25 protein-coding genes and 2 pseudogenes are annotated in these 22,398 nt (G+C 62.3%); 12 read left to right on the top strand and 15 right to left on the bottom strand.

Annotation, left to right across the window (positions count from 1 at the left end; translation table 11 throughout):
• Positions 1-3 precede the first annotated feature (3 nt).
• The 4 genes from V5B44_RS14610 to V5B44_RS14595 all read left to right on the top strand — a co-directional run bounded on the left by V5B44_RS14610 (position 4) and on the right by V5B44_RS14595 (position 3,881).
• Entirely contained in the window at positions 4-1,251 is a 1,248-nt protein-coding gene (locus V5B44_RS14610; RefSeq protein ID WP_332359744.1) for a glucose-1-phosphate adenylyltransferase, read from the top strand.
• 273 nt (positions 1,252-1,524) lie between these two features.
• On the top strand, positions 1,525-1,785 hold the full coding sequence (locus tag V5B44_RS14605) for a hypothetical protein (protein ID WP_332359743.1): 261 nt from the start codon (positions 1,525-1,527) through the stop codon (positions 1,783-1,785).
• 157 nt (positions 1,786-1,942) lie between these two features.
• Positions 1,943-3,550: an AsmA family protein gene (locus V5B44_RS14600; RefSeq protein ID WP_332359742.1), complete on the top strand. Its 1,608-nt coding sequence runs from the start codon at positions 1,943-1,945 to the stop codon at positions 3,548-3,550.
• Entirely contained in the window at positions 3,501-3,881 is a 381-nt protein-coding gene (locus V5B44_RS14595; RefSeq protein ID WP_332360068.1) for a hypothetical protein, read from the top strand. The genes V5B44_RS14600 and V5B44_RS14595 overlap by 50 nt, the downstream gene beginning before the upstream one ends.
• Here the strand turns inward: V5B44_RS14595 and V5B44_RS14590 are convergent.
• Entirely contained in the window at positions 3,814-4,152 is a 339-nt protein-coding gene (locus tag V5B44_RS14590; RefSeq protein ID WP_332359741.1) for a DUF3322 domain-containing protein, read from the bottom strand. The genes V5B44_RS14595 and V5B44_RS14590 overlap by 68 nt on opposite strands.
• Positions 4,153-4,340: 188 nt before the next feature.
• On the bottom strand, positions 4,341-5,699 hold the full coding sequence (locus V5B44_RS14585) for a glycine-rich protein (protein ID WP_332359740.1): 1,359 nt from the start codon (positions 5,697-5,699) through the stop codon (positions 4,341-4,343).
• Between the two features lie 494 nt (positions 5,700-6,193).
• Between V5B44_RS14585 and V5B44_RS14580 the strand changes: the two genes are divergently transcribed.
• Genes V5B44_RS14580 through V5B44_RS14570 form a run of 3 tightly spaced genes read left to right on the top strand, consistent with a single transcriptional unit; the run spans position 6,194 to position 6,950 of the window.
• Entirely contained in the window at positions 6,194-6,427 is a 234-nt protein-coding gene (locus V5B44_RS14580) for a type II toxin-antitoxin system Phd/YefM family antitoxin (RefSeq protein ID WP_332359739.1), read from the top strand.
• Positions 6,424-6,810: a type II toxin-antitoxin system VapC family toxin gene (locus tag V5B44_RS14575; RefSeq protein WP_332359738.1), complete on the top strand. Its 387-nt coding sequence runs from the start codon at positions 6,424-6,426 to the stop codon at positions 6,808-6,810. The genes V5B44_RS14580 and V5B44_RS14575 overlap by 4 nt, the downstream gene beginning before the upstream one ends.
• Positions 6,807-6,950, top strand: coding sequence for an XRE family transcriptional regulator (locus V5B44_RS14570; RefSeq protein ID WP_434735459.1), 144 nt, complete (start codon positions 6,807-6,809; stop codon positions 6,948-6,950). Before V5B44_RS14575 ends, V5B44_RS14570 begins: the two co-directional genes overlap by 4 nt.
• Before the next feature lie 40 nt (positions 6,951-6,990).
• Here the strand turns inward: V5B44_RS14570 and V5B44_RS14565 are convergent, their stop codons facing one another.
• The 3 genes and pseudogenes from V5B44_RS14565 to V5B44_RS14555 form a co-directional block, all read right to left on the bottom strand.
• Entirely contained in the window at positions 6,991-8,166 is a 1,176-nt protein-coding gene (locus V5B44_RS14565; RefSeq protein ID WP_332359737.1) for a Wadjet anti-phage system protein JetD domain-containing protein, read from the bottom strand.
• Positions 8,163-8,423 (bottom strand): annotated as a pseudogene (locus V5B44_RS14560) (hypothetical protein); the annotation flags it as partial. The pseudogene V5B44_RS14560 and the gene V5B44_RS14565, both read right to left, overlap by 4 nt.
• 135 nt (positions 8,424-8,558) lie before the next feature.
• The gene (locus tag V5B44_RS14555; protein ID WP_332359735.1) at positions 8,559-9,893 is read right to left on the bottom strand and encodes an MFS transporter; all 1,335 of its coding nucleotides are present in this window, start codon (positions 9,891-9,893) and stop codon (positions 8,559-8,561) included.
• Positions 9,894-10,362: 469 nt separating this feature from the next.
• Between V5B44_RS14555 and V5B44_RS14550 the strand changes: the two genes are divergently transcribed.
• Positions 10,363-11,934 carry a sodium:solute symporter family protein gene (locus V5B44_RS14550; RefSeq protein WP_332359734.1) on the top strand — a complete coding sequence of 524 codons (1,572 nt, stop codon included), beginning with the start codon at positions 10,363-10,365 and terminating at the stop codon, positions 11,932-11,934.
• 24 nt (positions 11,935-11,958) lie between these two features.
• Here the strand turns inward: V5B44_RS14550 and V5B44_RS14545 are convergent, their stop codons facing one another.
• On the bottom strand, positions 11,959-12,543 hold the full coding sequence (locus V5B44_RS14545; RefSeq protein WP_332359733.1) for a YbhB/YbcL family Raf kinase inhibitor-like protein: 585 nt from the start codon (positions 12,541-12,543) through the stop codon (positions 11,959-11,961).
• 295 nt (positions 12,544-12,838) lie between these two features.
• On the opposite strand from V5B44_RS14545, the gene V5B44_RS14540 reads away from it, so the two are divergent.
• Together V5B44_RS14540 and V5B44_RS14535 are read left to right on the top strand one after the other, a co-directional pair.
• A complete protein-coding gene (locus V5B44_RS14540; protein WP_434735469.1) occupies positions 12,839-13,120 on the top strand; it encodes a type II toxin-antitoxin system RelE/ParE family toxin in 282 nt (93 codons plus the stop codon).
• Between the two features lie 26 nt (positions 13,121-13,146).
• Entirely contained in the window at positions 13,147-13,476 is a 330-nt protein-coding gene (locus V5B44_RS14535) for a HigA family addiction module antitoxin (protein ID WP_332359732.1), read from the top strand.
• 163 nt (positions 13,477-13,639) lie between these two features.
• Here the strand turns inward: V5B44_RS14535 and V5B44_RS14530 are convergent, their stop codons facing one another.
• The 9 genes and pseudogenes from V5B44_RS14530 to V5B44_RS14490 form a co-directional block, all read right to left on the bottom strand.
• A complete protein-coding gene (locus tag V5B44_RS14530; RefSeq protein WP_332359731.1) occupies positions 13,640-14,728 on the bottom strand; it encodes an endonuclease NucS domain-containing protein in 1,089 nt (362 codons plus the stop codon).
• A gap of 13 nt (positions 14,729-14,741) precedes the next feature.
• Entirely contained in the window at positions 14,742-15,140 is a 399-nt protein-coding gene (locus V5B44_RS14525) for a restriction endonuclease subunit S (RefSeq protein ID WP_332359730.1), read from the bottom strand.
• Between the two features lie 34 nt (positions 15,141-15,174).
• Entirely contained in the window at positions 15,175-16,128 is a 954-nt protein-coding gene (locus tag V5B44_RS14520) for an IS1595 family transposase (protein ID WP_332358257.1), read from the bottom strand.
• Between the two features lie 108 nt (positions 16,129-16,236).
• A pseudogene (locus V5B44_RS14515) lies at positions 16,237-16,455 on the bottom strand (DUF2442 domain-containing protein); the annotation flags it as partial.
• Positions 16,456-16,459: 4 nt separating this feature from the next.
• Positions 16,460-16,690: a DUF4160 domain-containing protein gene (locus V5B44_RS14510; protein WP_332360050.1), complete on the bottom strand. Its 231-nt coding sequence runs from the start codon at positions 16,688-16,690 to the stop codon at positions 16,460-16,462.
• Positions 16,691-16,720: 30 nt separating this feature from the next.
• Positions 16,721-18,178, bottom strand: a complete 1,458-nt coding sequence (locus tag V5B44_RS14505) for a type I restriction-modification system subunit M (RefSeq protein WP_332359729.1) — start codon at positions 18,176-18,178, stop codon at positions 16,721-16,723.
• A gap of 10 nt (positions 18,179-18,188) precedes the next feature.
• Complete coding sequence (locus tag V5B44_RS14500) at positions 18,189-18,671, bottom strand: hypothetical protein (protein WP_332359728.1); 483 nt, start codon at positions 18,669-18,671, stop codon at positions 18,189-18,191.
• Between the two features lie 18 nt (positions 18,672-18,689).
• Entirely contained in the window at positions 18,690-21,053 is a 2,364-nt protein-coding gene (hsdR, locus tag V5B44_RS14495) for an EcoAI/FtnUII family type I restriction enzme subunit R (RefSeq protein WP_332359727.1), read from the bottom strand.
• Between the two features lie 134 nt (positions 21,054-21,187).
• Complete coding sequence (locus V5B44_RS14490; protein ID WP_332359726.1) at positions 21,188-21,571, bottom strand: transposase; 384 nt, start codon at positions 21,569-21,571, stop codon at positions 21,188-21,190.
• Between the two features lie 198 nt (positions 21,572-21,769).
• Here V5B44_RS14490 and V5B44_RS14485 point away from each other — a divergent pair, with 198 nt between their 5' ends.
• Entirely contained in the window at positions 21,770-22,084 is a 315-nt protein-coding gene (locus V5B44_RS14485; protein ID WP_287697669.1) for a type II toxin-antitoxin system RelE/ParE family toxin, read from the top strand.
• A 3-nt stretch (positions 22,085-22,087) separates the two neighbouring features.
• Entirely contained in the window at positions 22,088-22,372 is a 285-nt protein-coding gene (locus V5B44_RS14480; protein ID WP_287697670.1) for a helix-turn-helix domain-containing protein, read from the top strand.
• Positions 22,373-22,398: the final 26 nt, after the last annotated feature.

Below are 22,398 nucleotides of genomic sequence, written 5' to 3'. Positions count from 1 at the left end.
GAAATGGTTAATTCGCCCAATATTGTTGCCGTCGTCCTCGCAGGCGGCGAAGGCTCTCGCCTGCATCCGCTTACCGAACATCGGTCCAAGCCCTCGGTTCCCTTCGGCGGTCGGTACCGCATCGTCGATTTTGTCCTTTCCAACCTGGTCAATTCGAAGATCTTTGCCATTTACCTCCTGGTCCAGTACAAGTCGCAGTCGCTGATCGAGCACATCCGCCGCTCCTGGGTTCTGGCACCCATATTCCCCGAGCAGTTCATCGCCGTGGTCCCGCCGCAGATGCGCGAGGGCCCGGAGTGGTTTCAGGGGACTGCGGACGCCGTTTATCAGAACCTGCGACTGATCGAGAGGCATGCGCCAGACCTGGTGGTTGTGTTTGGCGCCGACCATATTTACCGAATGGACGTTCGCCAGATGGTCGCCTTCCACTTGCGCAGCCATGCAGAAGTGACTGTCGCGGCGCTACCGGTGCCGATTCGCTTGGCCTCCGCATTCGGGATCATTGACGCCGCTGGCGATGGAGCCATCCGCCACTTCCACGAGAAGCCAAGCGACCCGGCGCCCTTGCCGACCGATCCAACCCACGCCTTCGCCTCGATGGGAAATTACATCTTCAACACCGACGTCCTGGCCAAAGCTCTGCGGGAGGGTCACCGGCGGGGAGAAAAGGATTTCGGCAAGGACCTGCTGCCGCGCCTCATTCAGACACAGCGGGTGTTTGCCTACGATTTCTCTGAGAACCGGGTCCCGGGCGTACGCGACTATGAGGAGCCGGGCTATTGGCGCGACGTGGGGACCATCGATGCCTATTTTCAGGCCCACCAGGATCTGCTGGGTGCTGAGCCGAAGTTCGACATGTTCAACCCCAAGTGGCGAATCGGGTCCAGCAACTACCAAGGGCCCTCGCCGAAATTCTTCCGGGCCGAGGTGGACAATAGCATCGTCAGTTCTGGCGGGCTGATAAAGGGCGCTCGGCTGCGCAACTCGATCGTACGCAGCGAAGTGCTCCTGGAGGAGGATGTGGAACTTGATGAATGCATCGTCATGGATTACGCCGTGCTGCGACAGGGAGTGCGGCTCAAACGAGTCATCGTCGACCGCTACAACACGATCGAGGCCGGTGACCACATTGGCTACGATGAGGACTCCGACCGTCGCCGATTCAGCGTCACCGACTCGGGCATCGTCGTCGTCCCGAGGGGCCAATGCACGGATACGCGAGCCGACGGGGTGATGTTTCGCTATCTGTAAGCGCCGCAAGTCAGTTGTGCATGCAAGTGATGGACCCGGCAGCACGAGGATAGGCGCCAGAGCAGTCCGCTGCGACGGCCGAAAAGTCGTGGTGCTTCACCGGGGCCCGCTTCCACAATCCCGGCAGCAACGAGATGGCGTTGTGCGCTGCCGTACCGACGGCTTCGGCTCGCGAGCGTATCGTTGGCCGTGGTTGTTGAAGCACACGATTCGCGAACTCGATCGAGATGGCGACGGCAAGGCGCTTCAGCATGCCTAACGAGGGAGCACGCAATGAAACCAATGTACCCCCAGATACTGTCCTGGTTGGCTGGCAAGACCGGAACCCCCGATCATACCGCCCATCGCCTTTGGAGACAGGCGGTGCGCGACGCCACCGCCGAAGGTGTCGTGATTGAGTCGCCAGAATACTGGCAGTCGGCAGTCGGGCACTTGCGCGCGTCGTTCCCGAGCATCTCGCCCGCTATGGCCGTCTCCTCGGCGCCGAGGGCCTCGACCGACCTGGCGGCAAGGCATCGCTTGCAGATGGCCTGATCCTTGGCGCGGCGAGGAGCCGGCTGACCTCGCCACTCGGACGGCAAGCCATCCCGGGTAGTTTTGTTGGCTGCATCGGGCGCGCACTTGTCGCGCCGGGCCGGCTTTTGAACTGGCTTCTCCTGGAAACATCACCCACCTTTCCTCCTGCACCGCGATGACCCTGACGCACTCGCTCAAATGGACGGCTGGCGTTTTCCTCGCACTGTTGGTGCTGCTCGTCATGCTTGTCGACTGGACCGGGTTGCATGAGCCGATTGCGCGCCGGATCAGTAGCGCCACTGGCAGAAGCGTCGCCGTCAACGGCGATCTGAGCGTGCGTCTTTCGTGGCCGCCGCGCATCGTTGCCAACAAGGTGGTCTTCGGAAATGCCGCGTGGAGCCCCGACCCCGCGATGGCCGAGATCAAGCGCCTGGAGTTCACGATCGACCTCTTCAAGCTTCTGATCGGCAGGGTGGAATTTCCTGAAGTCGCGTTGTTCGAGCCTCACGTGCTACTTGAGGTGAGTCAGGATGGCGTGCCCAACTGGGTCTTCGGCGAGCAGGACAAAGACAAGTCCGTCGATGTTCCGACCATCGGCGTGCTGACCATCGATCACGGCAGCGTGACCTATCGGGATCGCAACAACAACACCGAACTGGCGCTTGACATCAGAACGCTGGAAGACGCCAAGGATGATCCACAACGCAGGCTGGAAGTTACGGGCAAAGGCCGCTTCAAGGGCCTGCCGACGACGCTGCACGCGCGCGCTGGCGGGCTGCTGAGCCTACGCCGCGCCGATAAGCCCTACCCGATCCGGGCAAATGCGACGCTGGGAACCACCAGGGCCAGTATTGAGGGCAGCTTGCTCGATCCTCTGCATCTCAAGGGCGAGGAACTGAACTTCAAGCTTGAAGGTAGCGACCTGGCGTTACTCTTTCCGATCATCGGTGTGCCATTTCCGCCGACACCAGCGTACAAGTTCGCCGGATTTCTGAATCATGATGGCGACGTGTGGACTTTTCGCCGCTTCAAGGGGACGGTGGGGCAAAGCGATCTGGGGGGAAATTTCACGGTTGATCGGGGTCAGCGGCCGCAAATGATCAGCGCCGACCTGGTCTCAAAACAATTGCTGATGAGAGACCTCGGCGGCTTCATCGGAGCTGAGCGCGGTACGCAGCCGAGCCGGACCCCGCCACTCAGCGACAAGGTGCTGCCGGCCGAGCCGTTCAGTCTGGAAAAGCTGAACGCGGCCAACGCGGATGTGCATTTCCGTGGCGAGAAGATCCTGACCGAGAACATGCTGCTCAACAAGATGAATGCGCATCTCACTGTAAACGACGGTGTGCTGAAGCTCGCACCGCTGGATTTCGGCATCGCTGGCGGAAATCTGGTGTCGCGCATCGAAATGGACGGACGCCACCTGCCGATCGCGATACATGTAGACACCACCGCGAAAGGTCTGCACCTGGACCAGTTGTTCCCGACTTTCAGGCTGGCTGACGCCAATACCGGCACGCTGGGGGGGCGTGCCAGACTGGCTGGCCACGGCAACTCGGTAGCACAAATGCTCGCCTCGGCCAACGGCGAAACCGCTTTGATCATGGATGGTGGGTCGGTCGGGGAGTTGGTTCTCAGGCTGTCGAACCTGGACATGGCCAATTCGCTCCTGGTCATGCTCGGTGGCGACAGGCAGGTTCCGATTCGCTGCATGGTGGGCAATTTCAAAGCGATTGATGGCGTTTTCAGCGTTCAGGATCTGGTGCTCGATACACCCAAACATTAGCGGTAGCGGCAACGTAGACTTCACCGACGAATCGCTCAACCTCAGATTGGTGTCCCAGTCGAAGGGCTTCAGTCTGGCATCGCTGCGCGGCCCCATCGCTATCACGGGCACCTTCAAAAGCCCGACGCTACGACCGGAAATGGGCGGCGTGATTGCGCGCGGCGCTCTCGCTGTGGCTTTGGGTGCGTTGACCTCAGGTGTGGGAGTACTGCTACCGCTGCTCGACTTTGGCGACGACAAGGACAGCGACTGTGCCTTGCTCATTAACCAGGCCAAGTCCGATGCGCGCGTGAAGTCGAGCGATATTGCACCACGTGCCGGAAAGCGGTAGTCAGCGCTTGCGGCTCGACCATCATTTCAGTCTCGACATGCTGGTGACCCAGGCTACTCAGGCCGGACGGCAGGTCGAACTGGCGCTGGCTTGAGCGAATCGGCAGATCGATCGGGCGGGCTTGCAGCAAGCAGTCACGCCAAAGCCGCCAGCGGCAGGACGAGATCGAACAACTCGCCGAGGACGCCCACTGGGCTTCGATGAACTTGCCATGCACGCCGGGGATATCCACCTCCCTGAGATACACGCCGGATCCGATTGTCGAAGTCATCGCGCCCAAGACCACCCGCCGAGATGAAGTTGTCCAATTCGATCTCTACCGCACGGAAAGCGTGCCCCATTACGTGCTGGTCTACCCGGAAGCGAAAAAGGCCCATTACCACCAAAAGGATAGAGCATGAGCATTCGCACTGAAGACATGGCCGGCATGGATTTCTCTATGGCGGAGACATCACGGAATCACCACCTGATGACGACGAGACCATCACCACCTGGCTTGGCCACATCCCCTCCGATACAGACCCCTTGGACATAATCCCGGTCGTCCTGCATGGGGCATTGTCGTTGCGTCCCGGAGATCGTGAGGGCGTATGAAGCATTCCTTATATATCCCGAGCCACCACCACCGCCTCCCATGGTGTTCGGCTCAGAATAAGCCCCCGAGCCGCCGCCCTTCCAGCCGCCCCCGCCACCGCCGCCGTATGAATTCGTTTGTGGTCGGCCCCCGTCAAACCCGCTAGCAAAGCCACCATTGGTCTCGCCGCCGGCTCCCTCAAGGTCCTGCCCCCCGCCTCTGCCCCCGAATCTGAATTTGCCATCGTATGCCGAGTATCCATTCTCGCCAGGGAGACCGCCACCTGCACCGCCGGAGTTGCCCTTGCCACCGAGCGCGACCGATCGTGTGGAGCCGCCACCGCCGCCACCGCCCGCAACGATCAATTGCACCCTGTCCGCCGGCCTTACGACGGCAGATCTGCCGCCCCCTCCGCCGCAATAGCGATTATCGACGTCATTATTGGTTGCCGGGGCACCACCGCCATAACTGACGTCATCCTTTTTCTGGTTCACCCGTCCACCGCGACCGACCATAACGGTCAATGTCTCGCCAGAGGTTACGGTCAAAACGCCACGTGAAAAACCGCCACCCCCACCATACGAGCCATAAACCCAGCCTCCTTGCGTTCCACCTGCTCCAGCCGCACCCCAAGTTTTGACAAAGATCTTGGTCACGCCTGCTGGCACGGTGAATGTTTGGTCGGCGCCTGTCGCTTGAAATACCTTTACATTGTTTCCGAAGCTCAACGTGGTGTCGTAGGAGAACCACATCCCTTCAAGGAACACCTCGACCGCCTTCGTCGTGGTGTTGTATCGCAGCGCTCCGTTTCGTGGAGACGGTGGACGTTGATCGCTGGTGCCGGAAGGCATGCTGATGGCGCCCGTGCTGTTGATCGTCAGGTCGCCAGTCATCGTGTCGCCGGCCTTGTCGAGCTTCCTGTCCAGCGTCTCCCTGACGCTCCCCTTGCCTTCGACCGTCAAAGCGGTGCCATCACCTTGAAACTCCTTTGCCTTGACCGTCCCCTCGACGTCCAGCTTGGCGGCCGGCCGGCTCGTGCCGATTCCGACATTGCCATCCTGGTCAATGAACAGGGCATCGCCGCTGCCCTGCGCGTGCGGCACATTGCTGATCAGCACCAGGATGAGCGCCAGGGGAATCAAGCCAACGGCCAGTCTCCCAGAAAGCCAACGGCGGACGAGGGCGTTACGAGATACTCGGACCTGCGGACCGGTGTGCCCGTCGAGCGGGGGCGTGCGCATCATGGCTTCTCCTTGGTTCTACGTTGTCAGATTCCCACCCAGCCCTATGGCAGGTGTTGGGTGGAGATGTAGTCGCCGTTGCTTTCTGGCATGGCAATCCTTGGCGGCGTGGCGTGCCTGATGCCTTCGGGAGAGGATGTCGGCCAGTTCAGGCGCGGGCATCTGCCGTCTTGGCAGCATATGGGCAATGGCCGTGAACGGGTCGTTGAGCGAGAGCATGGGCCAGGTTTCGCGGTGGGCCATCTTCTGCTTGACCAGACAATTGTCAATGCCGATTCAATATTGACACACTTTCCTGCTGATTTGCCAAGGATAGGAAATCCAACCGCACCATGGTGATTATATGAGTGTCGGCGCCGTCGCCAGACCGCGGGGGTGGCAAGGTTCGAGGTGTAGGGACTTTCCTGCGGTGAGGTGATACGTTCTCCATCGCCAACGCCATCGCACCTGCATCTGCTAGACTTAGTCCATTGACTTGACCAACCAGGAGAGTTGCCATGGCGCTGATTGTCAACGTGCACGATGCCAAGACGAATTTTTCCCGCTTGCTGGAACAGGCCCACGCCGGGCAGGAGATAGTGCTGGCGAAGGCGGGCAAACCCTATGCGCGGCTGGTGCCATTGGCGCCGGGAGCTGGTGCGCGGTCGCCGGGGCGGTTGGCTGGGCGAATCGACGCGACGTTTTTCGAACCCTTGCCAGACGACGAGCTGAAGAGCTGGCAGGGCAAATGAAGTACCTGCTCGACACGCACGCGCTGCTCTGGTGGTGGACCGACGATCCGCAGTTGTCGCTGGTTGCTCGCGCGTGCATTCAGAACGAAGCCAATACCATTCTGGTCAGCGCCGCAAGCGCCTGGGAAATTGCCACCAAGCATCGGCTGGGCAAATTGTCGCTGGCGGGCGAGGCGGTGGCGCGGTTCAACGAATTGGTCGAACTCGACGCGTTTCAGCATTTGCCGGTGACCTACCTGCATGCCTTGCGGGCAGGTGGCCAGGCCGCCGAGCACCGCGACCCATTCGACAGGATGCTGGCCGCGCAGAGCGAACTGGAAGGTGTGCCGCTGATTAGCTGCGACACCACGTTTACGGCCTTTCGCGTGCAGACGGTGTGGTGAGTGCTGGGGCGGAGCGGCTTGGCACAGTGCAATCGCGGCTTTCTGACCTGATGCGCAACAAGTACGACAAATTCAGCCTCGACATGCTGGTGATGCTCGCTACTCGGGCCGGACGGCGGGTCGAACTGGCGCTGGCTTGAGCGAATCGGCAGATCGATCGGGCGGGCTTGCAGCAACCAGTCACGCCAAAGCCGCTAGCGCCGCCTCGACCCAGCCAAAACCGATCCGCTCCTGTTCCAGACGCAGGTTCCTGCGCAGGCGGTTGTCGCGCAGGTCGTCGTACAGGGCACCCTCCTCCGCGTTCAGTCGTGGCAGGTCGCGCAGCGTCTGCCTGTCCTCTTCGCCCCATTGCGTTTCGAAGGCCAGCAAGGTCGCACGATCCATCAGGAAGGATTCGACGTGCCCGAAATGCGCGCGCAACTGGTCGAGGATGGCGAAGCCGTGAGTGTCGATGTCGCCCCAGTAATGGATGCGGCAGCGCGACAGCCATTCCGCCTCGGCGAGCGTCTCGAAGCCGTAACCGCCGCCAAAGATGATCAGGCTGTCGGTCACGTGCGGGAAAGCGAGGAAGTTGATCTCGTTCTCGGTGATGAAAACGCGTTCGACTTTCGGGTCGATCCGGGCAAAGCTACGGGCGTCGAGGGTGATGTCCTGCTCGGGATCGCCAGCGAGCAGGGCGTGCCGGCGATCGAGAATCCGGAAACGGATGCGCTGCGGTTTGTCGCGAAAGCCGTAACGGCGGGCAAACTGGCTCGCCCCGGCAACCGATGAATCGATCGCCGCGGGCGCCAGGGCAAGATCGAGCAGTTCGCCGAGGATGCTGCGCTGGGCTTCGATGAACTTGCTGTGCACGCCGGCGATATCCACCTCCCTGAGATACACGCCGGGGCGCGGATGCGCCTGCAGCCAGGCGACGATGTCAAGCAGGCGGTTCCATTCTGCTGACAGCTCGAGCGCGCGTAGCGGTCTTTTCGCCAGCCAGGCGAGCAGTGGCGGCTGGCGCATGCGCGTCAGTTCAAGCAGGGTGCCGAAGCGGCTGGCGTCGCGGCGCTTGCCGATCAGCGCCAGGGCGTCGTCCAGGCTGTCGATCCAGACCTCGCCGGGGACGGCATTGGCGCCGAACAGGCGGTGCCGGAACTCGCGCATCTCGACGCGGCAGTGCGGCAGCGCGCGCAGCTCGCCGATCCAGGTACGCACTTCGCCGAAGCGGTCGGTCATCTCCTGCGAGGTCGGGCCGCGCAGCGTCAGCCGGCGCGGGAAAAGCCGCTCGCCGGTGACGACACTGGCCAGCAGGTCGCCGCGATCCCACAGCTTCTGCACCTGCGCGCGCAGCCCCGCCGGCCGCGTCCAGCTCACCCAGCTGCCCTCGTCTTCTCGGCGCGGTACTCCTCGATCGTCAGCTTGCGCCGCTTCGAGGTCCGGCCCTCCTCGTCATGCACGAAGCCGACGCTGAAGACGAAGGGTTCGATGATGTGGATCTTCTGCAATGACGTGACGATCAGGAGTTGCAGGTTGAGCTGGGCGAACAGCCGCAGGCCGTATTGCGCCGATTCTCCCGAGCCGCGCCTGAAGGCTTCGTCGATGACGACGAAACGGAACGAGCGCGAGCGCACGCCAGCGAGGAACGGTTCCAGAGGATCGCAGCTTTATTGGTCCAGCCATCTGGCGAGCATAGCGTGTTTCGTTTTTGTTGTCGTGATTGACGACCAGTTGATGGAGGATGCGCTACGCGCGACCGTTCTGATGGTTCATGACGACGCGGCCAGCTTGTCAAGCCGTTCGGCGCGCAGTGCGGCGGACCGACCGCGCGCCACCTTCACTCTGGAGAGCAGCAACAGTCCGATGACGAAATAGCCGCCGGTCAGCAAGAGGGCGCTGCGATGGTCGCCGCCGGAGGCCCAGGTGACGATGCCATAGGAAAGCGGTCCAGCGATGGACGCCAGCTTGACCGACAGTCCCCAGAAGCCGTAAAACTCGGCCAACCGGGACGACGGAGCCAGCAGTCCCACCAACGCGCGGCCGGCCGATTGCGCCGCGCCCATGCACAGGCCGGCGAGATTCGCCGCGATCCAGAACAGCGTTTCGCCGGACGCAGCGACCGGCGCGGCCCAGGCGATCAGCACGGTGACGATCCAGCCGCCGAGGGTCAGCGCGATGGCGCGCACATGACCGATGCGATCCTGCACAGGACCGAAACCGAAGGCACCGATGGCGGCCGTGATGTTCACCGCGAACACCAGCAGCAAGGTCTCGCGCGTGCCGAAGCCCATCGCCTGTCCGGCATAGACGGCGGCCAGGGTGATGACGGTCTGAATGCCGGCCTGGTAGAACAGGCTGCACAGCAGGAAACGGGCGAGATCGGCGAATTGCCGGGTCTGACGCAGGGTGTGCCCGACTTCTCGCCAGGCTTCGGCGAGTGGCGCGGCACACGGGATAGCATCGGTCGGGCGCGGCACGGCGCGCTCCTTCAGCAGCAGAAACGTCGGCAGGCTGGCCAGCGCGAAAACCCCGGCGGTGATGAGCATCGTCACCGGCACGAATTCCAATGCGACCTGCCCCTGTGCTTCGGCCCAGGTGACATAGGTCAGGCACAGGCCGAGGGTAAGCAGTCCACCGAGGTAGCCGAGGCTCCAGCCCCAGCCCGACACTCGGCCCAGGGCGCACGGTCTGGCGAGTTCCGGCAGGAAGGCCGCGATCAGGTTTTCGCCGCTGCCGAAAAAGAAGTTGGCAGCGATGACGCAGGCGACGGCGTACCACAGCAACTCCGGCCGAGCAAACCAGAGCAGGGCGGTAAACAAGACGCAGCCCGCGGTGGTGATGGCCAGCAGCTTCTTTTTGGCTGCGTGGCGATCGGCGTAAGCCCCGAGCAGCGGGCCGGAGACGATAATCAAGAGATACGAGACCGACAGCGCGGCGGTCCAGGCGAAGGTGGCCCAGGGCGTGTTGCCTGCGACTACTGTCACGAAATAGGCGTTGAACAGCGCCGTGATGACCACGGTGGTGAAGCCGGAATTGGCAAAGTCGAACATCGCCCAGGCCCACAGCTCGTGGGGTCTGACACCGGGTTGCAATGCGCCCTTCACAAGAACCTCCGCCGCTGCAGATTCTGCACTACCCAGAGCACCGCCAGCGCGGCGACGACGTGCTTGAGCGTGTGGCCACTGACGAGGCCGCCGGTCAGTATAGTGGAACCCGGATTTCAGACAATGGTTCAAGCTCGCCTCTGATAGAAAGGAACGAGAGGCAATGGGCGAAGCGACGAAGCGTCGTCGAGGCGATCGGTCCACGCTTCCTGTGTGGCGGGGCGTTCGAGATCAATACGCCAGCAAACGACAACGGTTTTTTCTGGTGCAGAGATTCCGTTTTATGGCAGAGTAGCACTCGGCGGCCTTGGTCGCGCTGATGGCCGAGCAGCGGCGCACCAACCGCCTGCTGCAGGGGCTGCTGGCCGGCGTGGTGCCCGGGGGGGCGCCTGGCTGAACCGGTGGCGGGCTTGAACAAGGCTCCGCCGCCGCCTTACACTCCGCGTCGCGGTTTTTTCGGAGGCCTGTCGTGCTCATCACTTTCGTCGCCCTTTACCTGGCCCTGACCATCACCATTGGGCTGCTGGCCGCCCGCCGCGTCCACGTTGCCAAGGACTTCCTGGTCGCCGGCCGCTCGCTGCCACTGTACATGAACGTGGCCACCGTGTTCGCCACCTGGTTCGGGGCCGAAACGGTGCTGTCGGTATCGGCCACCTTCGCCAAGGATGGCCTGAGAGGCATCCCCGGCGACCCCTTCGGCGCGTCGGTGTGCCTGGTGATCGCCGCGCTGCTGTTCGCGCGGCTGTTCTACCGCATGAACCTGCTGACCATCGGCGACTTCTACAAGCAACGTTACGGCAAGGGCGTGGAGGTGCTGACCAGCCTGGCCATCGTGCTGTCCTACCTGGGCTGGACCTCGGCGCAGATGACCGCGCTCGGCCTGATCATCGCCACGCTGTCCGGCGGCGCGGTGGACCTGAGCACCGGCATCATGATCGGCGCCGCGGTGGTGGTGGTCTACACCATCTTCGGCGGCATGTGGTCGGTGGCCTTCACCGACCTCTTCCAGACAGTGGTCATCCTGGTCGGGTTGACCCTGGTGGCGCTGCTGGTCGGCGACCTGGCGGGCGGCTTCGGCAAGGTCGTCACGCAGGCCGCGGCCGACGGCAAGCTGGTGATGTTCCCGGTGGACATGGACGTCGCCGCCTGGTGGGCCATGGCCGGCGCCTTCTTCGCCTTTGCCTTCGGCTCCATACCGCAGCAGGACGTGTTCCAGCGCATGACCAGCGCCAGGAACGAGAAGACTGCGGTGCGCGGCACACTCATCGGCGCGCTCGTCTACTTCTGCTTTGCCTTCGTGCCGATCTACATCGCCTACGCCGCGTTGGTCGCCGACCCGTCGCTGGGTGGCCTGTTCGCCGCCGAGGACGCGCGTGACATCCAGCGCATCCTGCCCGACCTGGTACTGAGCAAGATGCCGCTGTGGGCGCAGATCATGTTCTTCGGCGCGCTCCTGTCGGCCGTCCTGTCCACCGCCAGCGGCGCGCTGCTGGCGCCAGCCGCGCTGTTCAGCGAGAACGTGCTGCGCCCTTTCGTGTCGCACATGAGCGACCGCCAGCTGCTGCTCAACACGCGGCTGATCCTGATCATCTTCACCGCCGGAGCGCTGCTGTTCGCGCTGAACAGCACCAGCACGATGTACGAGATGGTGCAGAACGCCTACAACGTGACGCTGGCCGGCGCCTTCGTGCCGCTGGTCGCCGGCGCCTACTGGAAACGCGCCACGACGCAGGGCGCGTTGTTCTCCATCGTTCTGGGCATCGGCAGCTGGTTCACCGCCAACACCGTGGCTCCGGAGGCGATGGTGCCGCCGAACCTGGTGGGCTTCTTCGCCTCGATCATCGGCATGCTGCTCGGCAGCCTTGCGCCGCAGCTGGTCGCCAACCGCGGGCACTCGATCGCCCAGGCCCTGCACGCCCAGGCGGCGCACCCCTCACACCCAGCACACCCAGCACACCCAGCACACCCGGCGCACCCGGCGCACCCGGCGCACCCGGCGCACCCGGCGCACCCGGCGCACCCGGCGCACGGCAGGCACTGAGCGATCTGCCGAAACTAACTGGCCTCAGTGGGCGTAGCGGAACACGGCGCTCGCCGCGCGCAGCGCGTGCCCACCCTGCAGCGCCTTGAGCACCTCTTCCCGGCTCAGTCCCGGCTGCAAGGCATCGGGCTCGAGGTCGGTGGCGATGATGGTCATGACGTAGTGCTGTGGCGCGTTGCCGTGCGGTGGGCAGGGGCCGAGCCAGGCGAGGCCGACCGTGTTCTTGCCCGCAACAAAGCGGCCGGCGGTGGGCGCGGCGCTCAAATCACCTTCGGCGAACGCGTTCACGCTGGCCGGGATGCCGTACACAATGGAGTGCGAGACACCCAGTCCGCTGCGGCCGGCCTGATCGTCCCACAGGATGACAAAGCTCCTGGTCTTGTCCGGGACGTTGCGCCACGCCAGCGCGGGCGAGACGTTCTGGCCAAGGCAATTGGGATTCTTGGCGACGTTGCCGGCGTACTTGCGATCGAGCATCGTGTTATCCGCCATGCCGGGTGAGCTGAGGTAGAACGCCGAGGCCGGAACCGTCGGCTCCATGCTGGCGCAGCCCGCCAGCGCGGCGGTCACAACTGCCGCGACCATTGCGAATACGCTCCGGGTGATCATGCTTCCTCCTGTGGAAAAATGGCGCTGCGATATGGTGCGCGTGCGCCGGCATGGGTGGCCTTTGGCGTCATTGTCACTTCTTTAGGCATTCGCGACCTTGAATTCAGCGCCGCAACCCTATCAGTCCGACTTGCACGGCGCTACGTGCGCTGCACCATCGTTGGCTGTGCGTGGCGGGCAAGCCCTGCTGGATGAATCTTTCCCGCCGGCCGTTCGCAGTCGGGTAGTGAGCATCAGGCTGACGCTGCCGCCGGGACCCGGCTTGATGCTCTCGTAGACCAGGTGTTCGGCGTCGATATCACGCCAGCGCTCGAGCGCGAAGGCCGGTCGAGCGCAATACGTCAACAACCGTTCCAGACCCGGGCGTTCGGCGCCTTCGATGCGCACATTACAGGCGGCGGAGTCGCTCGATTTTCTGCGCGTACCGCCGGGCAACCGGCTGGAAGCCTTGGGTGGGGACCGTGCCGGGCAATGGAGCATCCGCATCAACGGCCAGTGGTGGCTATGTTTTGAATGGCGCGACGGGCACGCCTGGAACGTCGAGATCGTTGATTACCACCAAAAGGACAGAGCATGAACATTCGCACTGAAGACATGGCCGGCATGGATTTCTCGGACGTGGCCGATGTGGCCGCCGGCAAACTGGCATCAATTCACCCCGGCAAGATTTTGCGGGAAGATTTCCTGCTGCCCCTGGGGATCACCCAATATCGGCTAGCCAAGGAAATCGGCGTGTCGCAGCGCCGCATTGGCGAAATCGTGCAAGGAACGCGCGGCATCACTGTGGATACAGCGCTTCGCCTGGCGGCGTTCTTCGGTACCGATGCGCAAAGCTGGATCAACCTGCAGACCCTTTACCACACCGAGCTTGCGCGTGAATCCATGCGCGACGCCCTGAGTCGAATTCATCGGTTTGAGTTGGCGGCAGCGTAAAAACCGCCGAGGCGACTATCCGGGCGGGGCAGGTCTTTGGTTTGTAAAATCCGACACTGGCCCCTTACCCTCTTTGCTGGCCCCTTTCCCTCCTTGATTGCCCTAGAAAACTACGGGTCTCTCGCAAAATCTGTCGGCGCAGCGAGACTGGTGGAGGTGGACGTTATCGATCGAAATTCGGAAAATGCGTCTTCAATCTCTCCACCGTCGACCGCCACTTCGGTGTCGTCGGCTTGCAGACGGTGTTCTGGTTGCCGAACATGCCGATTTCCTGAATGGCCTGGCTGGCCGGAATGGTTTGCAGCCAGTGAACGGGGACAAAGTATTCCGATTTCTCTTCGTCGTCGGCGAACTGCTGGTGGTAGTGGCCGTTGCGCAGAACCTCACTGAAGCGGGTCTCGCCCTCGGGGGTGTTCACCATGAAGTCGCGGTAACGCTGCGCGCGGCCGGTAACGCGCCCCACGCCGACGAAGCCGGAGCCGGGAATCTTGACCCAGACGCGGTCGCCGGGATTGAGCAGCTGCAGCGTCCTGCTGTACCAGGTGTCCCCGCCGCCACAGATGAAGCCGTATTTCACGGCATCGTCCCACGAGCGTTCCCCGGAGTAGGTGCCGAAGGAATGGTAGAACTCCCCGTTCCAAGGCTCGTTCGGGCCGTCCTGCATGATCGCAGCGCTTACCTGGGTCTTGACCGGGTCGAGCAGCCAGGTGCGGCTGATCAGCTGTTCATTGCCGTTGGCGAAGACCTGAAAGCATAGGACGTTGATCGGGATGTCGCGTTCGCTGAGGTAGGCGACGATGCGCTCGGTGCTGGCGTCGAGCGAGGCCGAAACGATGATGATCTGGTGGCTCTCGTTGAGCGAGTCCTCGTCGAGCGCCAGGCCGAAGCGTTGCTGGAAGTCCTCGCCGAGACTCCGGCCGGGGGCAAAGCGGCCGTAGATGGCGGCGATGTCCTCGGCGCGCAGCTTCTCGACCCAGCTGGCGTAGTCGAGGGATTGGGCGACGACATCACGCGGTGTTTTGTCGCGCTTGAGTTCGATCAGCACCAGCGCGCCGTCGGGGGCGATGGCCAGCAGGTCGATGCGCCCGCCGAAGCCGGTGTCTTCCTGCCGGCCGATCAGCATCCATTCGTCGGAGAGGAGCTTCGGGGCGGCGACGATCATGTCTTCCAGCTTCTTTTCGCTCGCCAGCTGCGCTTCGGGCAGGGGCTGCGGGGTGGCGGAGACTTTCCAGAGATCGGTACGGATGGGCATGGCGGCTCCGGTTTCAGGCGGCCTTGAGGGCGGATTCGATCAACGTGGTGGCGAGGCGTTCCTGCCGCGTGCGGGACTCGGCGAGGTCGACCTTGAGGCGGTCGCAGAGGGCCATGAGTTCATCGACTTTGGCTACGATGCGGTATTGTTCGGCGAGGGGCGGCACCGGAACGGCGCACGCTTTCAATTGGGTCATGTTGATGGAAGCCAAGTTCGTCGTTTGCTTCGATGCACCTGCGAAATAAGAACGCGCAGGAGCTGCGTTCAGGTAAAACTCAGTCCAACGGCAATTCCACTCTGCGAACAATGGGCGGGCTCTGAAAACATGGTTTTGATGGAGACAATCTTCGATCTCGTTGCGCCAAATTGCGGTTCTGCCAACCTTGTCCCAATCGCCGCCCTCTGTGATCAAAAGGTCGCCATGGCGAAGCCTATACTTATCCTGATTAGCAATGAACGTCAGCCGCCCGAATCGAGCGCTGGGGCAGCGGCGAGCAGGCTACGGCGGCGAGCAGGAGCCGCGCGTTCAAGGTCCTGAGATCGAATCGGCGGTTGAATCGGTAGGCGAAAGCGGCGAGGTACTGAGCACCATACTTTCGGAAGGCAAGCGCGTGATAACAGCCCGAAAGGCTGGTCTTGAGATTACCCAAGACCGTGTTGACCCACTTGAACTCTGGCAGGTCCTTGGGCTTTCGCCCGGCGACAACGGTCGGCTGATGAACGCAGCCTGCGTCGATGACGGCGTTGAAGCAAGCCAGACCATCCGACAGCACCGTCGATCCCGGAGCGAGGTTGCTCTTGGCCCACTGGGCAATTGCCGTCAGGGTGAAACCGGGAACGAGCGTGAGTTTGGCACGCAAGGGGTGGCCCTCCTCACTGAACGAGACGGCTGCAACGAAGGGCACCTTGTTCTCCGAACCGCGCCCGACCTTGCCGCCGGTACGCTCGCCTCCCAGGTAGGCGTCGTCGACCTGCACCTGACCTTCGAGCACATAGCGCTCTTCTCGCTGTTCCATTGCCCGCATCAGCTTGTGGTGGATGAGCCAGGCGGTGGGGTAGCTCACGCCCAGATGTCGCTTCAGCGCCAGCGCCGACAGACCCGTCTTGGCCTGGCTGATGAGGTAGATCGCCAGGAACCACACGGTCAGCGGCAGCTTGGTGCCTTGAAACACCGTCCCGGCGATCAGCGACGTTTGATGCCGACAGGCGTTGCACTGGAAAACCTTGCAGGAACCCCCGCGCAGAACACAGTGTCCCGCTCCACCGCAGCGCGGACAGGAAAACCCGTTCGGCCACCGCGCCGCCTCCAGCGCTGCTGCGCACTGCGACTCGGTTCCGAAGCGCTTAGCAAACTCTGGCATCGACAAACCGGGTTGAAACTGAATTCGATTCATTGCCATGGCCCTGACCTCCCTGTGGTGACAGAGTTCAGGATAAGCCCAGCCGGGCTCACCAGATGCGCCCAGCTGACGATCGTTGCTAATCAGGTCCTTGAATGCCTGGAAATACACATATTCCGGCGCAAGGTCGGCGCCATTTGGCCAGACGATGGTTTTCAGCTCGCCATCCACCCTGACCTGGCGAAATTGCTCGATGTCCTTCAGTGGCAGAAATACCCCCTGACCCAGTGCATCGGCAAGATCGGCAACGCCGGAACGACCGTTGTCGAAAGTGACGGCCAGTTTGTAATCGTCCAGATATTCGACAGCGGTGATGTGCAGGATCATGGTCTTACTCCAGCGGCTCGATAGGCTTGGGCATTTGCGCCTGACGGAACAGTTCCCAGTTGTTCATCAATTCTACCTTGTGCAATTCACGCCATTCGAGCACATGACGAAGCGCGCGCGGTGGAAATTTTCCTTCAACAATGCCGGTTTCGATCTCGACCGTGATTTCGAATTCGCCATATTTCGCATGGAAGTGGGGTGGCGCATGGTCGTTCCAGAGCATCGTAATCACGATGCCGAGAAACTGCGCTGATGATGGGCATGGTCAGTTTTCTCCTTGCAAGGCGGCGGCCAGTACGCCCTTGAGTTTAGCCCGCGTCTCGCCAATCTTCGCCTGCAAGGCCGCGTAGTCTGCAAGTAACGTTGCCGGGTCATGCACCACGACATCCGGGCTGTGCGGGTTCTTGATGTCGAGGTTGTAGTTGCGCGCCTTGATGTCGGCGGCGCTGACCTTCCAGGCGAATTCGTTCTCGACCCGGTTGTTCCACCAGGCTTTCTCCGCTGCGAACTCCTCGAAGCGCATGGGCTTGGTCTTGTTGTAGCTCTTCACGCCTGGCGGGTAGGGGTGTTCGTAGAACCAGACGTCCCGTGTCGGCGTGCCCTTGGTGAAGAAGAGCAGGTTGGTCCTGATGCCGGTGTAGGGGTTGAAGACGCCGTTGGGCAGGCGGACAATGGTGTGCAGGTTGCAGGTTTCGAGCAGTTGCTCCTTGATGCGCGTCTTGATGCCTTCGCCGAACAGCGTGCCGTCGGGCAGCACCAGCGCGGCGCGGCCGCCGTCCTTGAGCAGGTGCATGATGAGGACGAGGAAGAGGTCGGCGGTTTCGCGGGTGCGGAAGGTGGCGGGGAAGTTGCTCTCGATGCCGTCTTCTTCCATGCCGCCGAAGGGCGGGTTGGTGACGATGACGTCGACGCGGTCGCGCGGGCCGTAGTCGCGCAGCGGGCGGGCGAGGGTGTTGTCGTGGCGGACGTTGGTCGGCACGTCCAGCCCGTGCAGGATCATGTTGGTGGTGCACAGCAGGTGCGGCAGGGGCTTCTTCTCGACGCCGTTGATGCAGCGCTGCAGGAGTTGCTCGTCTTCGACCGTCTTGACGTGTTGCTTGCGCACGTGTTCGATGGCGCAGGTGAGGAAGCCGCCGGTGCCGCAGGCGGGGTCGAGGATTTTCTCGCCCAATCGGGGGGCGACCGCATCCACCATGAATTGGGTGACCGGGCGCGGCGTGTAGTACTCGCCGGCATTGCCGGCGTTCTGCAGGTCGCGCAGGATCTGTTCGTAGAGGTCGCCGAAAAGGTGACGGTCCTGCGCCTTGTTGAAGTCGACACCGGCTACGATCTTGTTGATCACCTGGCGCATCAGGTGGCCGGACTTCATGTAGTTGTAGGCATCCTCGAAGACGCTGCGGATGACGAAGCCGCGCCGGTCGGCATGCGCCGGCTGCAGGTTCTTGAGGGTGGGGAAGAGCCGGATGTTGATGAAGTCGAGCAGCTCGTCGCCGGTCATGCCCTCGGGGTCGGCCGCCCAGTTGCGCCAGCGCAGCGGCTCGGGGATCGGCGAACGGTAGTCGCCATCGTTCGCTTCGAGCAGCTCGTACTCGGTTTCCTTGTCGTCGTAGATCTTGAGGAAGAACATCCAGACGAGCTGGCCGATGCGCTGCGCGTCGCCATCGACGCCGACATCCTTGCGCATGATGTCCTGGATGGATTTGATGGTGGTGGAGAGGGACATGAGCCAGGGCTTAGGACGTGGCGGAACGCTGCGGTGGCGCCGAAATCGCCGCTGCCGTCACATGCACCTTGTTGCCGACAAGCTGCAGGTCACAGGAAACAATGAAGCGCTTGTCGTCGGGAAACATGAGGCGCTTTTTTTCGATCAGCCGCAGAAGCTCTGCCTGCGCCGCCGCCGCACCACCCGGGTCGGTTTTTCGAGCGAAGTCGCCAAGATTTTTCAGCGTATTCGCCTGCTCTTCCAGGGGCAACAGGCTGACATTCCATGCAAGAACGATTGCATTCGCCCGATGGCGGTATTCGTCCAGCGACGCATCCTCACCGACTTCGCTGTCGAGCATTCTGCTGATGCCGTTGGAAATCTTCTGCTCCTGCGGCAAATCGCTGCGAATCACCAGTGGATGATCGACCCCCAATGCCTTCAGTCTCGATTGTGTGGCATTCAACAATTCCCTTGTCCGTGCTGCGACCTTGCGACGACTGGCTTTCCCCATGCTGCTGCTTCCTTTTCCCTATGCGTAAAGTTGCTGTTCAAGTTCCTGAACGGCCTTGAGGTAGCCGGACTTGCCGCCAAAGGCGGCAACCAGTTCCGGCGCGGTCCCCAGCCTGGAGAATGGATCAAGCGTCAGGATCTTGATGTCCTCGATGCTCTCGATGCCGGTGTCGGCGTACTTGACGAGCAGGGCGTCGAGGACGGCGCGGGCCTGGGCGCCATACCTGGCGAAGACGTCGCGCTTCCTGAGCTGTTCGGCGCGTTCCTTGCGCAACAGCGGCGGGCGGTCGAAGGCGACGTGGCAGATCAGGTCGAAGGGGTCGAAAGCCTTGCCCTGTTTCTTGCCGACTTCCTCGGCCAGTGCTTCGAGCAGCACGCCCTGGGTTTCGAGTTCGTCGATGACCGCCTTCTTGCGCTCGGCGCCGGTCCAGCGGCGCAGAAAATCATCGACCGAGGCGTATTCCCTGCGCACCGCCTTGCGCGTGTAGTCCTTGAGCGATTCGGTGATCAGCTTGCCGTCCGGGCCGTAGTACTGGACGCGCTCGGCGACCACGTAGACGGTGACCTCGCCGCCAACGACGTACTTGATGCGCTTTTCGCCCGCAGGTTGGGGAGGGAATGGCGGCTCAGGGGGAGTTTCGCCGGGCGGAATGTCATCGTCACCGGGGGGAGGGTCAGGCGGAACAGGAGGGTCATCACCCTTGGGTTCATAGATTTGCTCGGGCGGGCCGTCGAAATCCGGGTCGGCAAACAGCTCCGTGGCCTTCTTGAAGTCCATGATGGTGAACCAGTACTTGTCGAAGTCCTCGTTGATGCGGGTGCCGCGACCGATGATCTGCTTGAACTCGGTCATCGACTGGATACGCTGGTCGAGGACGATGAGCTTGCAGGTCTGGGCATCGACGCCGGTGGTCATCAGCTTGCTGGTGGTGGCGATGACCGGGTACCGGCTTTCGGGATCAATGAAGTTGTCGAGTTCGGCCTTGCCTTCCTGTTCGTCGCCGGTGATGCGCATGATGTACTTGCGGTTCTCGGCGATGCGCTCGGGGTTGAGGTTGGTCAGCGCCTGGCGTATGCGCTCGGCGTGGTCGATGTCCTCGCAGAAGACAATGGTCTTGGCGAAGGGGTCGGTGGCCTCGAGGAATTCGGTGATCTTGCCGGCGACGAGTTCGGTGCGCTTCTCCAGCACGAGGCTGCGGTCGAAGTCCTTCTGGTTGTAGATGCGGTCTTCGATCAGGTTGCCATGCTTGTCGGTCTGGCCCTGGCTGGGCCGCCAGCCTTGCAGGTCCTTGTCGATGTCGATGCGCACGACCTTGTAGGGAGCGAGGAAGCCATCGTCGATGCCCTGGCGCAGCGAGTAGGTGTAGACCGGCTCGCCGAAGTAGTGGATGTTGGAAACGTCCTTCGTTTCCTTGGGCGTGGCGGTCAGGCCGATATGGGTGGCGCCGGCGAAGTAATCGAGTATCTCGCGCCACGCCGAGTCTTCGGCGGCGCTGCCGCGATGGCATTCGTCGATGACGATCAGGTCGAAGAAATCCGGCGAGAACTGCTTGTAGACGTTCTTTTCTTCTTCGTTGCCGGTGACCGCCTGATAGAGCGAGAGATAGATTTCGAAGGCCTTGTTGGCCTGCCGGTTGACGATCTTGGTCATCGCCTGGCCGAAGGGCTTGAAGTCGTTGGTGCGGGCCTGGTCGGCGAGGATGTTGCGGTCGACGAGGAAAAGGATGCGTTTTCTGGCCTTCGACTTCCACAGCCGCCAGATGATCTGGAAGGCGGTATACGTTTTTCCGGTGCCGGTCGCCATGACCAACAGGATGCGCTGCTGTCCGCGGGCGATGGCTTCGATGGTGCGGTTGATAGCGTTGACCTGGTAGTAGCGCGGGGTCTTGCCGCTGCCGTCGTCGTAATAGGGCGTTTCGACGGTGACGCGCTTTTCCGGGCCGGCGATGCCCTTCCAGGCGCAGTAGCGTTGCCAGAGTTCGGCCGGCGTCGGGAAGGCGTCGAGCGCGAGTTGCTGCTCGATGGGGGTGTGCTGGCCGGTGCGGTCGTGAACGAGGAAGGCGTCGCCGTTGCTGCTTATGGCATACGGCACGTCGAGGGTCTCGGCGTAGTTCAAGCCCTGCTGCATGCCGTCGCCGACGGTGTGGTTGTTGTCCTTGGCCTCGATGACAGCGATGGGCAGGTTGGGGGCGTAGTAGAGGACGTAGTCGGCCCGCTTCTGCTTGCCCCGCGTGTGCAGCTTGCCCCGCACGATGACGCGGCCCTTGGTGAAGGTGACTTCTTCACGCACCTGCCTGCCGAAATCCCAGCCCGCCCGCTGCAGCGCGGGGGTGATGAACTGGGTGCAGATATCGCGCTCGGAGAGGCTTTTCTTGTTGGGCACGGAAGGAGCGAATTGAGTAGGTTGGCTGCGCAAAAGTCCATATTACTCCGGCATGGTGTCGGGTGATAGCCTAGGTAGGCTTGTGCTTGCGATATTCATTGTTCTTCCGGGCGAGGACGCTCGTGAGGTAATCGTCACACCGTCACATCATCACGGCGGCGGTGACGATGTGACGGTGTGAGGGTCAATTTCCTACAATTGGTTTTCGGACGAAGAAGTAATGCTAATCGCGCTGCCTGTGCGGCCAGCAGCCGTTCCAGACCCGCGCGGTCGGCCCCTTCGATGCGCACGCTGGCGTCGAGCGAGAAGCCGCCACCATGCGCCCAGTTCGCCATCGTCTCGGCGTCTTCCGGCTCAAGCACACCGCGGCGGGTCAGCGCGCGCAGCAGGCGCCGGCGGACCTTGGCGTGGACTTCGTCGAGTAACTTCTGGTCGGGGGCACGGCTTTCGTGAAACGTCGCCACTCCCGAGGCGTCGGCCTCGAAGACGCCCTCGATGACGAGACAGTGGAAGTGCACCTACGGATTGAGCAGCGCGCCAAAGCGGGGTAGATGAAGGCCACCCCACCGATCCGGGAATCCGGGCCCCCCGCCGGACAGGCGCGGCGCAAGGCTTGTTCCACCGCGCTCAGGAAAATGCGCAGCGCCAGCGTCTCGATCGCCGGAACATGTTGCAGATACTTGAAGTTTTATCACAACACTTAGATAATTCCAGGCATGAAGGCGCTCCGCTTCGTCGGCTCCAGCCTGGACGATCTCAAGAACTTCCCTGCAGACGCTCGGAGAGACGCGGGGTTCGAGCTTGATGCCGTGCAGCGCGGCCTGATGCCATCAGACTTCAAGCCGATTCTTGCCGTCGGACCGGGAGCCTACGAAATCCGGGTGCGCGTACTGGGTGAGTGGCGCGTGATCTATGTGGCGAGATTCGAGCAGGCGATCTATGTGCTCCACGCCTTCCAGAAGAAGACGCAGAAAACCCGCAAGGAAGACATCGAGTTGGCTGCCCGTCGATACAAGCAAATCGGAGACTGAATCATGACCAAGGAAGTAATCATCCCATCGAGCGGCAACGTCTTCGCCGACCTGGGATTTCCCCCGGAAGAGGCTGCCGTATTGAGCATGCGCGCGCAGCTCATGGCCACCCTTCGAGAACGCATTACCGAAGCCGGATGGACGCAGGTGCAAGCGGCAGAGCGGCTTGGTATAGGGCAATCGCGCGTTTCTGACCTGATGCGCAACAAGTACGACAAATTCAGTCTCGACATGCTGGTGACGCTCGCGACTCGGGCCGGGCGGCGGGTCGAGCTGGCGCTGGCTTGAGCGAATCTGCAGATCGATCGGGCGGA

The organism is Candidatus Accumulibacter necessarius (genome assembly GCF_036625085.1).
This window is presented reverse-complemented; position numbering and strand designations above follow the sequence as displayed.

Bases quoted from the DNA above. Each gene is read 5' to 3' on its own strand.
- V5B44_RS14610 (WP_332359744.1), top strand. From the start codon at position 4: ATGGTTAATTCGCCCAATATTGTTGCCGTCGTCCTCGCAGGCGGCGAA.
- V5B44_RS14605 (WP_332359743.1), top strand. From the start codon at position 1,525: ATGAAACCAATGTACCCCCAGATACTGTCCTGGTTGGCTGGCAAGACC.
- V5B44_RS14600 (WP_332359742.1), top strand. From the start codon at position 1,943: ATGACCCTGACGCACTCGCTCAAATGGACGGCTGGCGTTTTCCTCGCA.
- V5B44_RS14595 (WP_332360068.1), top strand. From the start codon at position 3,501: ATGGCGTTTTCAGCGTTCAGGATCTGGTGCTCGATACACCCAAACATT.
- V5B44_RS14590 (WP_332359741.1), bottom strand. From the start codon at position 4,152: ATGACTTCGACAATCGGATCCGGCGTGTATCTCAGGGAGGTGGATATC.
- V5B44_RS14585 (WP_332359740.1), bottom strand. From the start codon at position 5,699: ATGATGCGCACGCCCCCGCTCGACGGGCACACCGGTCCGCAGGTCCGA.
- V5B44_RS14580 (WP_332359739.1), top strand. From the start codon at position 6,194: ATGGCGCTGATTGTCAACGTGCACGATGCCAAGACGAATTTTTCCCGC.
- V5B44_RS14575 (WP_332359738.1), top strand. From the start codon at position 6,424: ATGAAGTACCTGCTCGACACGCACGCGCTGCTCTGGTGGTGGACCGAC.
- V5B44_RS14545 (WP_332359733.1), bottom strand. From the start codon at position 12,543: ATGATCACCCGGAGCGTATTCGCAATGGTCGCGGCAGTTGTGACCGCC.
- V5B44_RS14535 (WP_332359732.1), top strand. From the start codon at position 13,147: ATGGATTTCTCGGACGTGGCCGATGTGGCCGCCGGCAAACTGGCATCA.
- V5B44_RS14530 (WP_332359731.1), bottom strand. From the start codon at position 14,728: ATGCCCATCCGTACCGATCTCTGGAAAGTCTCCGCCACCCCGCAGCCC.
- V5B44_RS14520 (WP_332358257.1), bottom strand. From the start codon at position 16,128: ATGGCAATGAATCGAATTCAGTTTCAACCCGGTTTGTCGATGCCAGAG.
- V5B44_RS14505 (WP_332359729.1), bottom strand. From the start codon at position 18,178: ATGTCCCTCTCCACCACCATCAAATCCATCCAGGACATCATGCGCAAG.
- V5B44_RS14500 (WP_332359728.1), bottom strand. From the start codon at position 18,671: ATGGGGAAAGCCAGTCGTCGCAAGGTCGCAGCACGGACAAGGGAATTG.
- V5B44_RS14485 (WP_287697669.1), top strand. From the start codon at position 21,770: ATGAAGGCGCTCCGCTTCGTCGGCTCCAGCCTGGACGATCTCAAGAAC.
- V5B44_RS14480 (WP_287697670.1), top strand. From the start codon at position 22,088: ATGACCAAGGAAGTAATCATCCCATCGAGCGGCAACGTCTTCGCCGAC.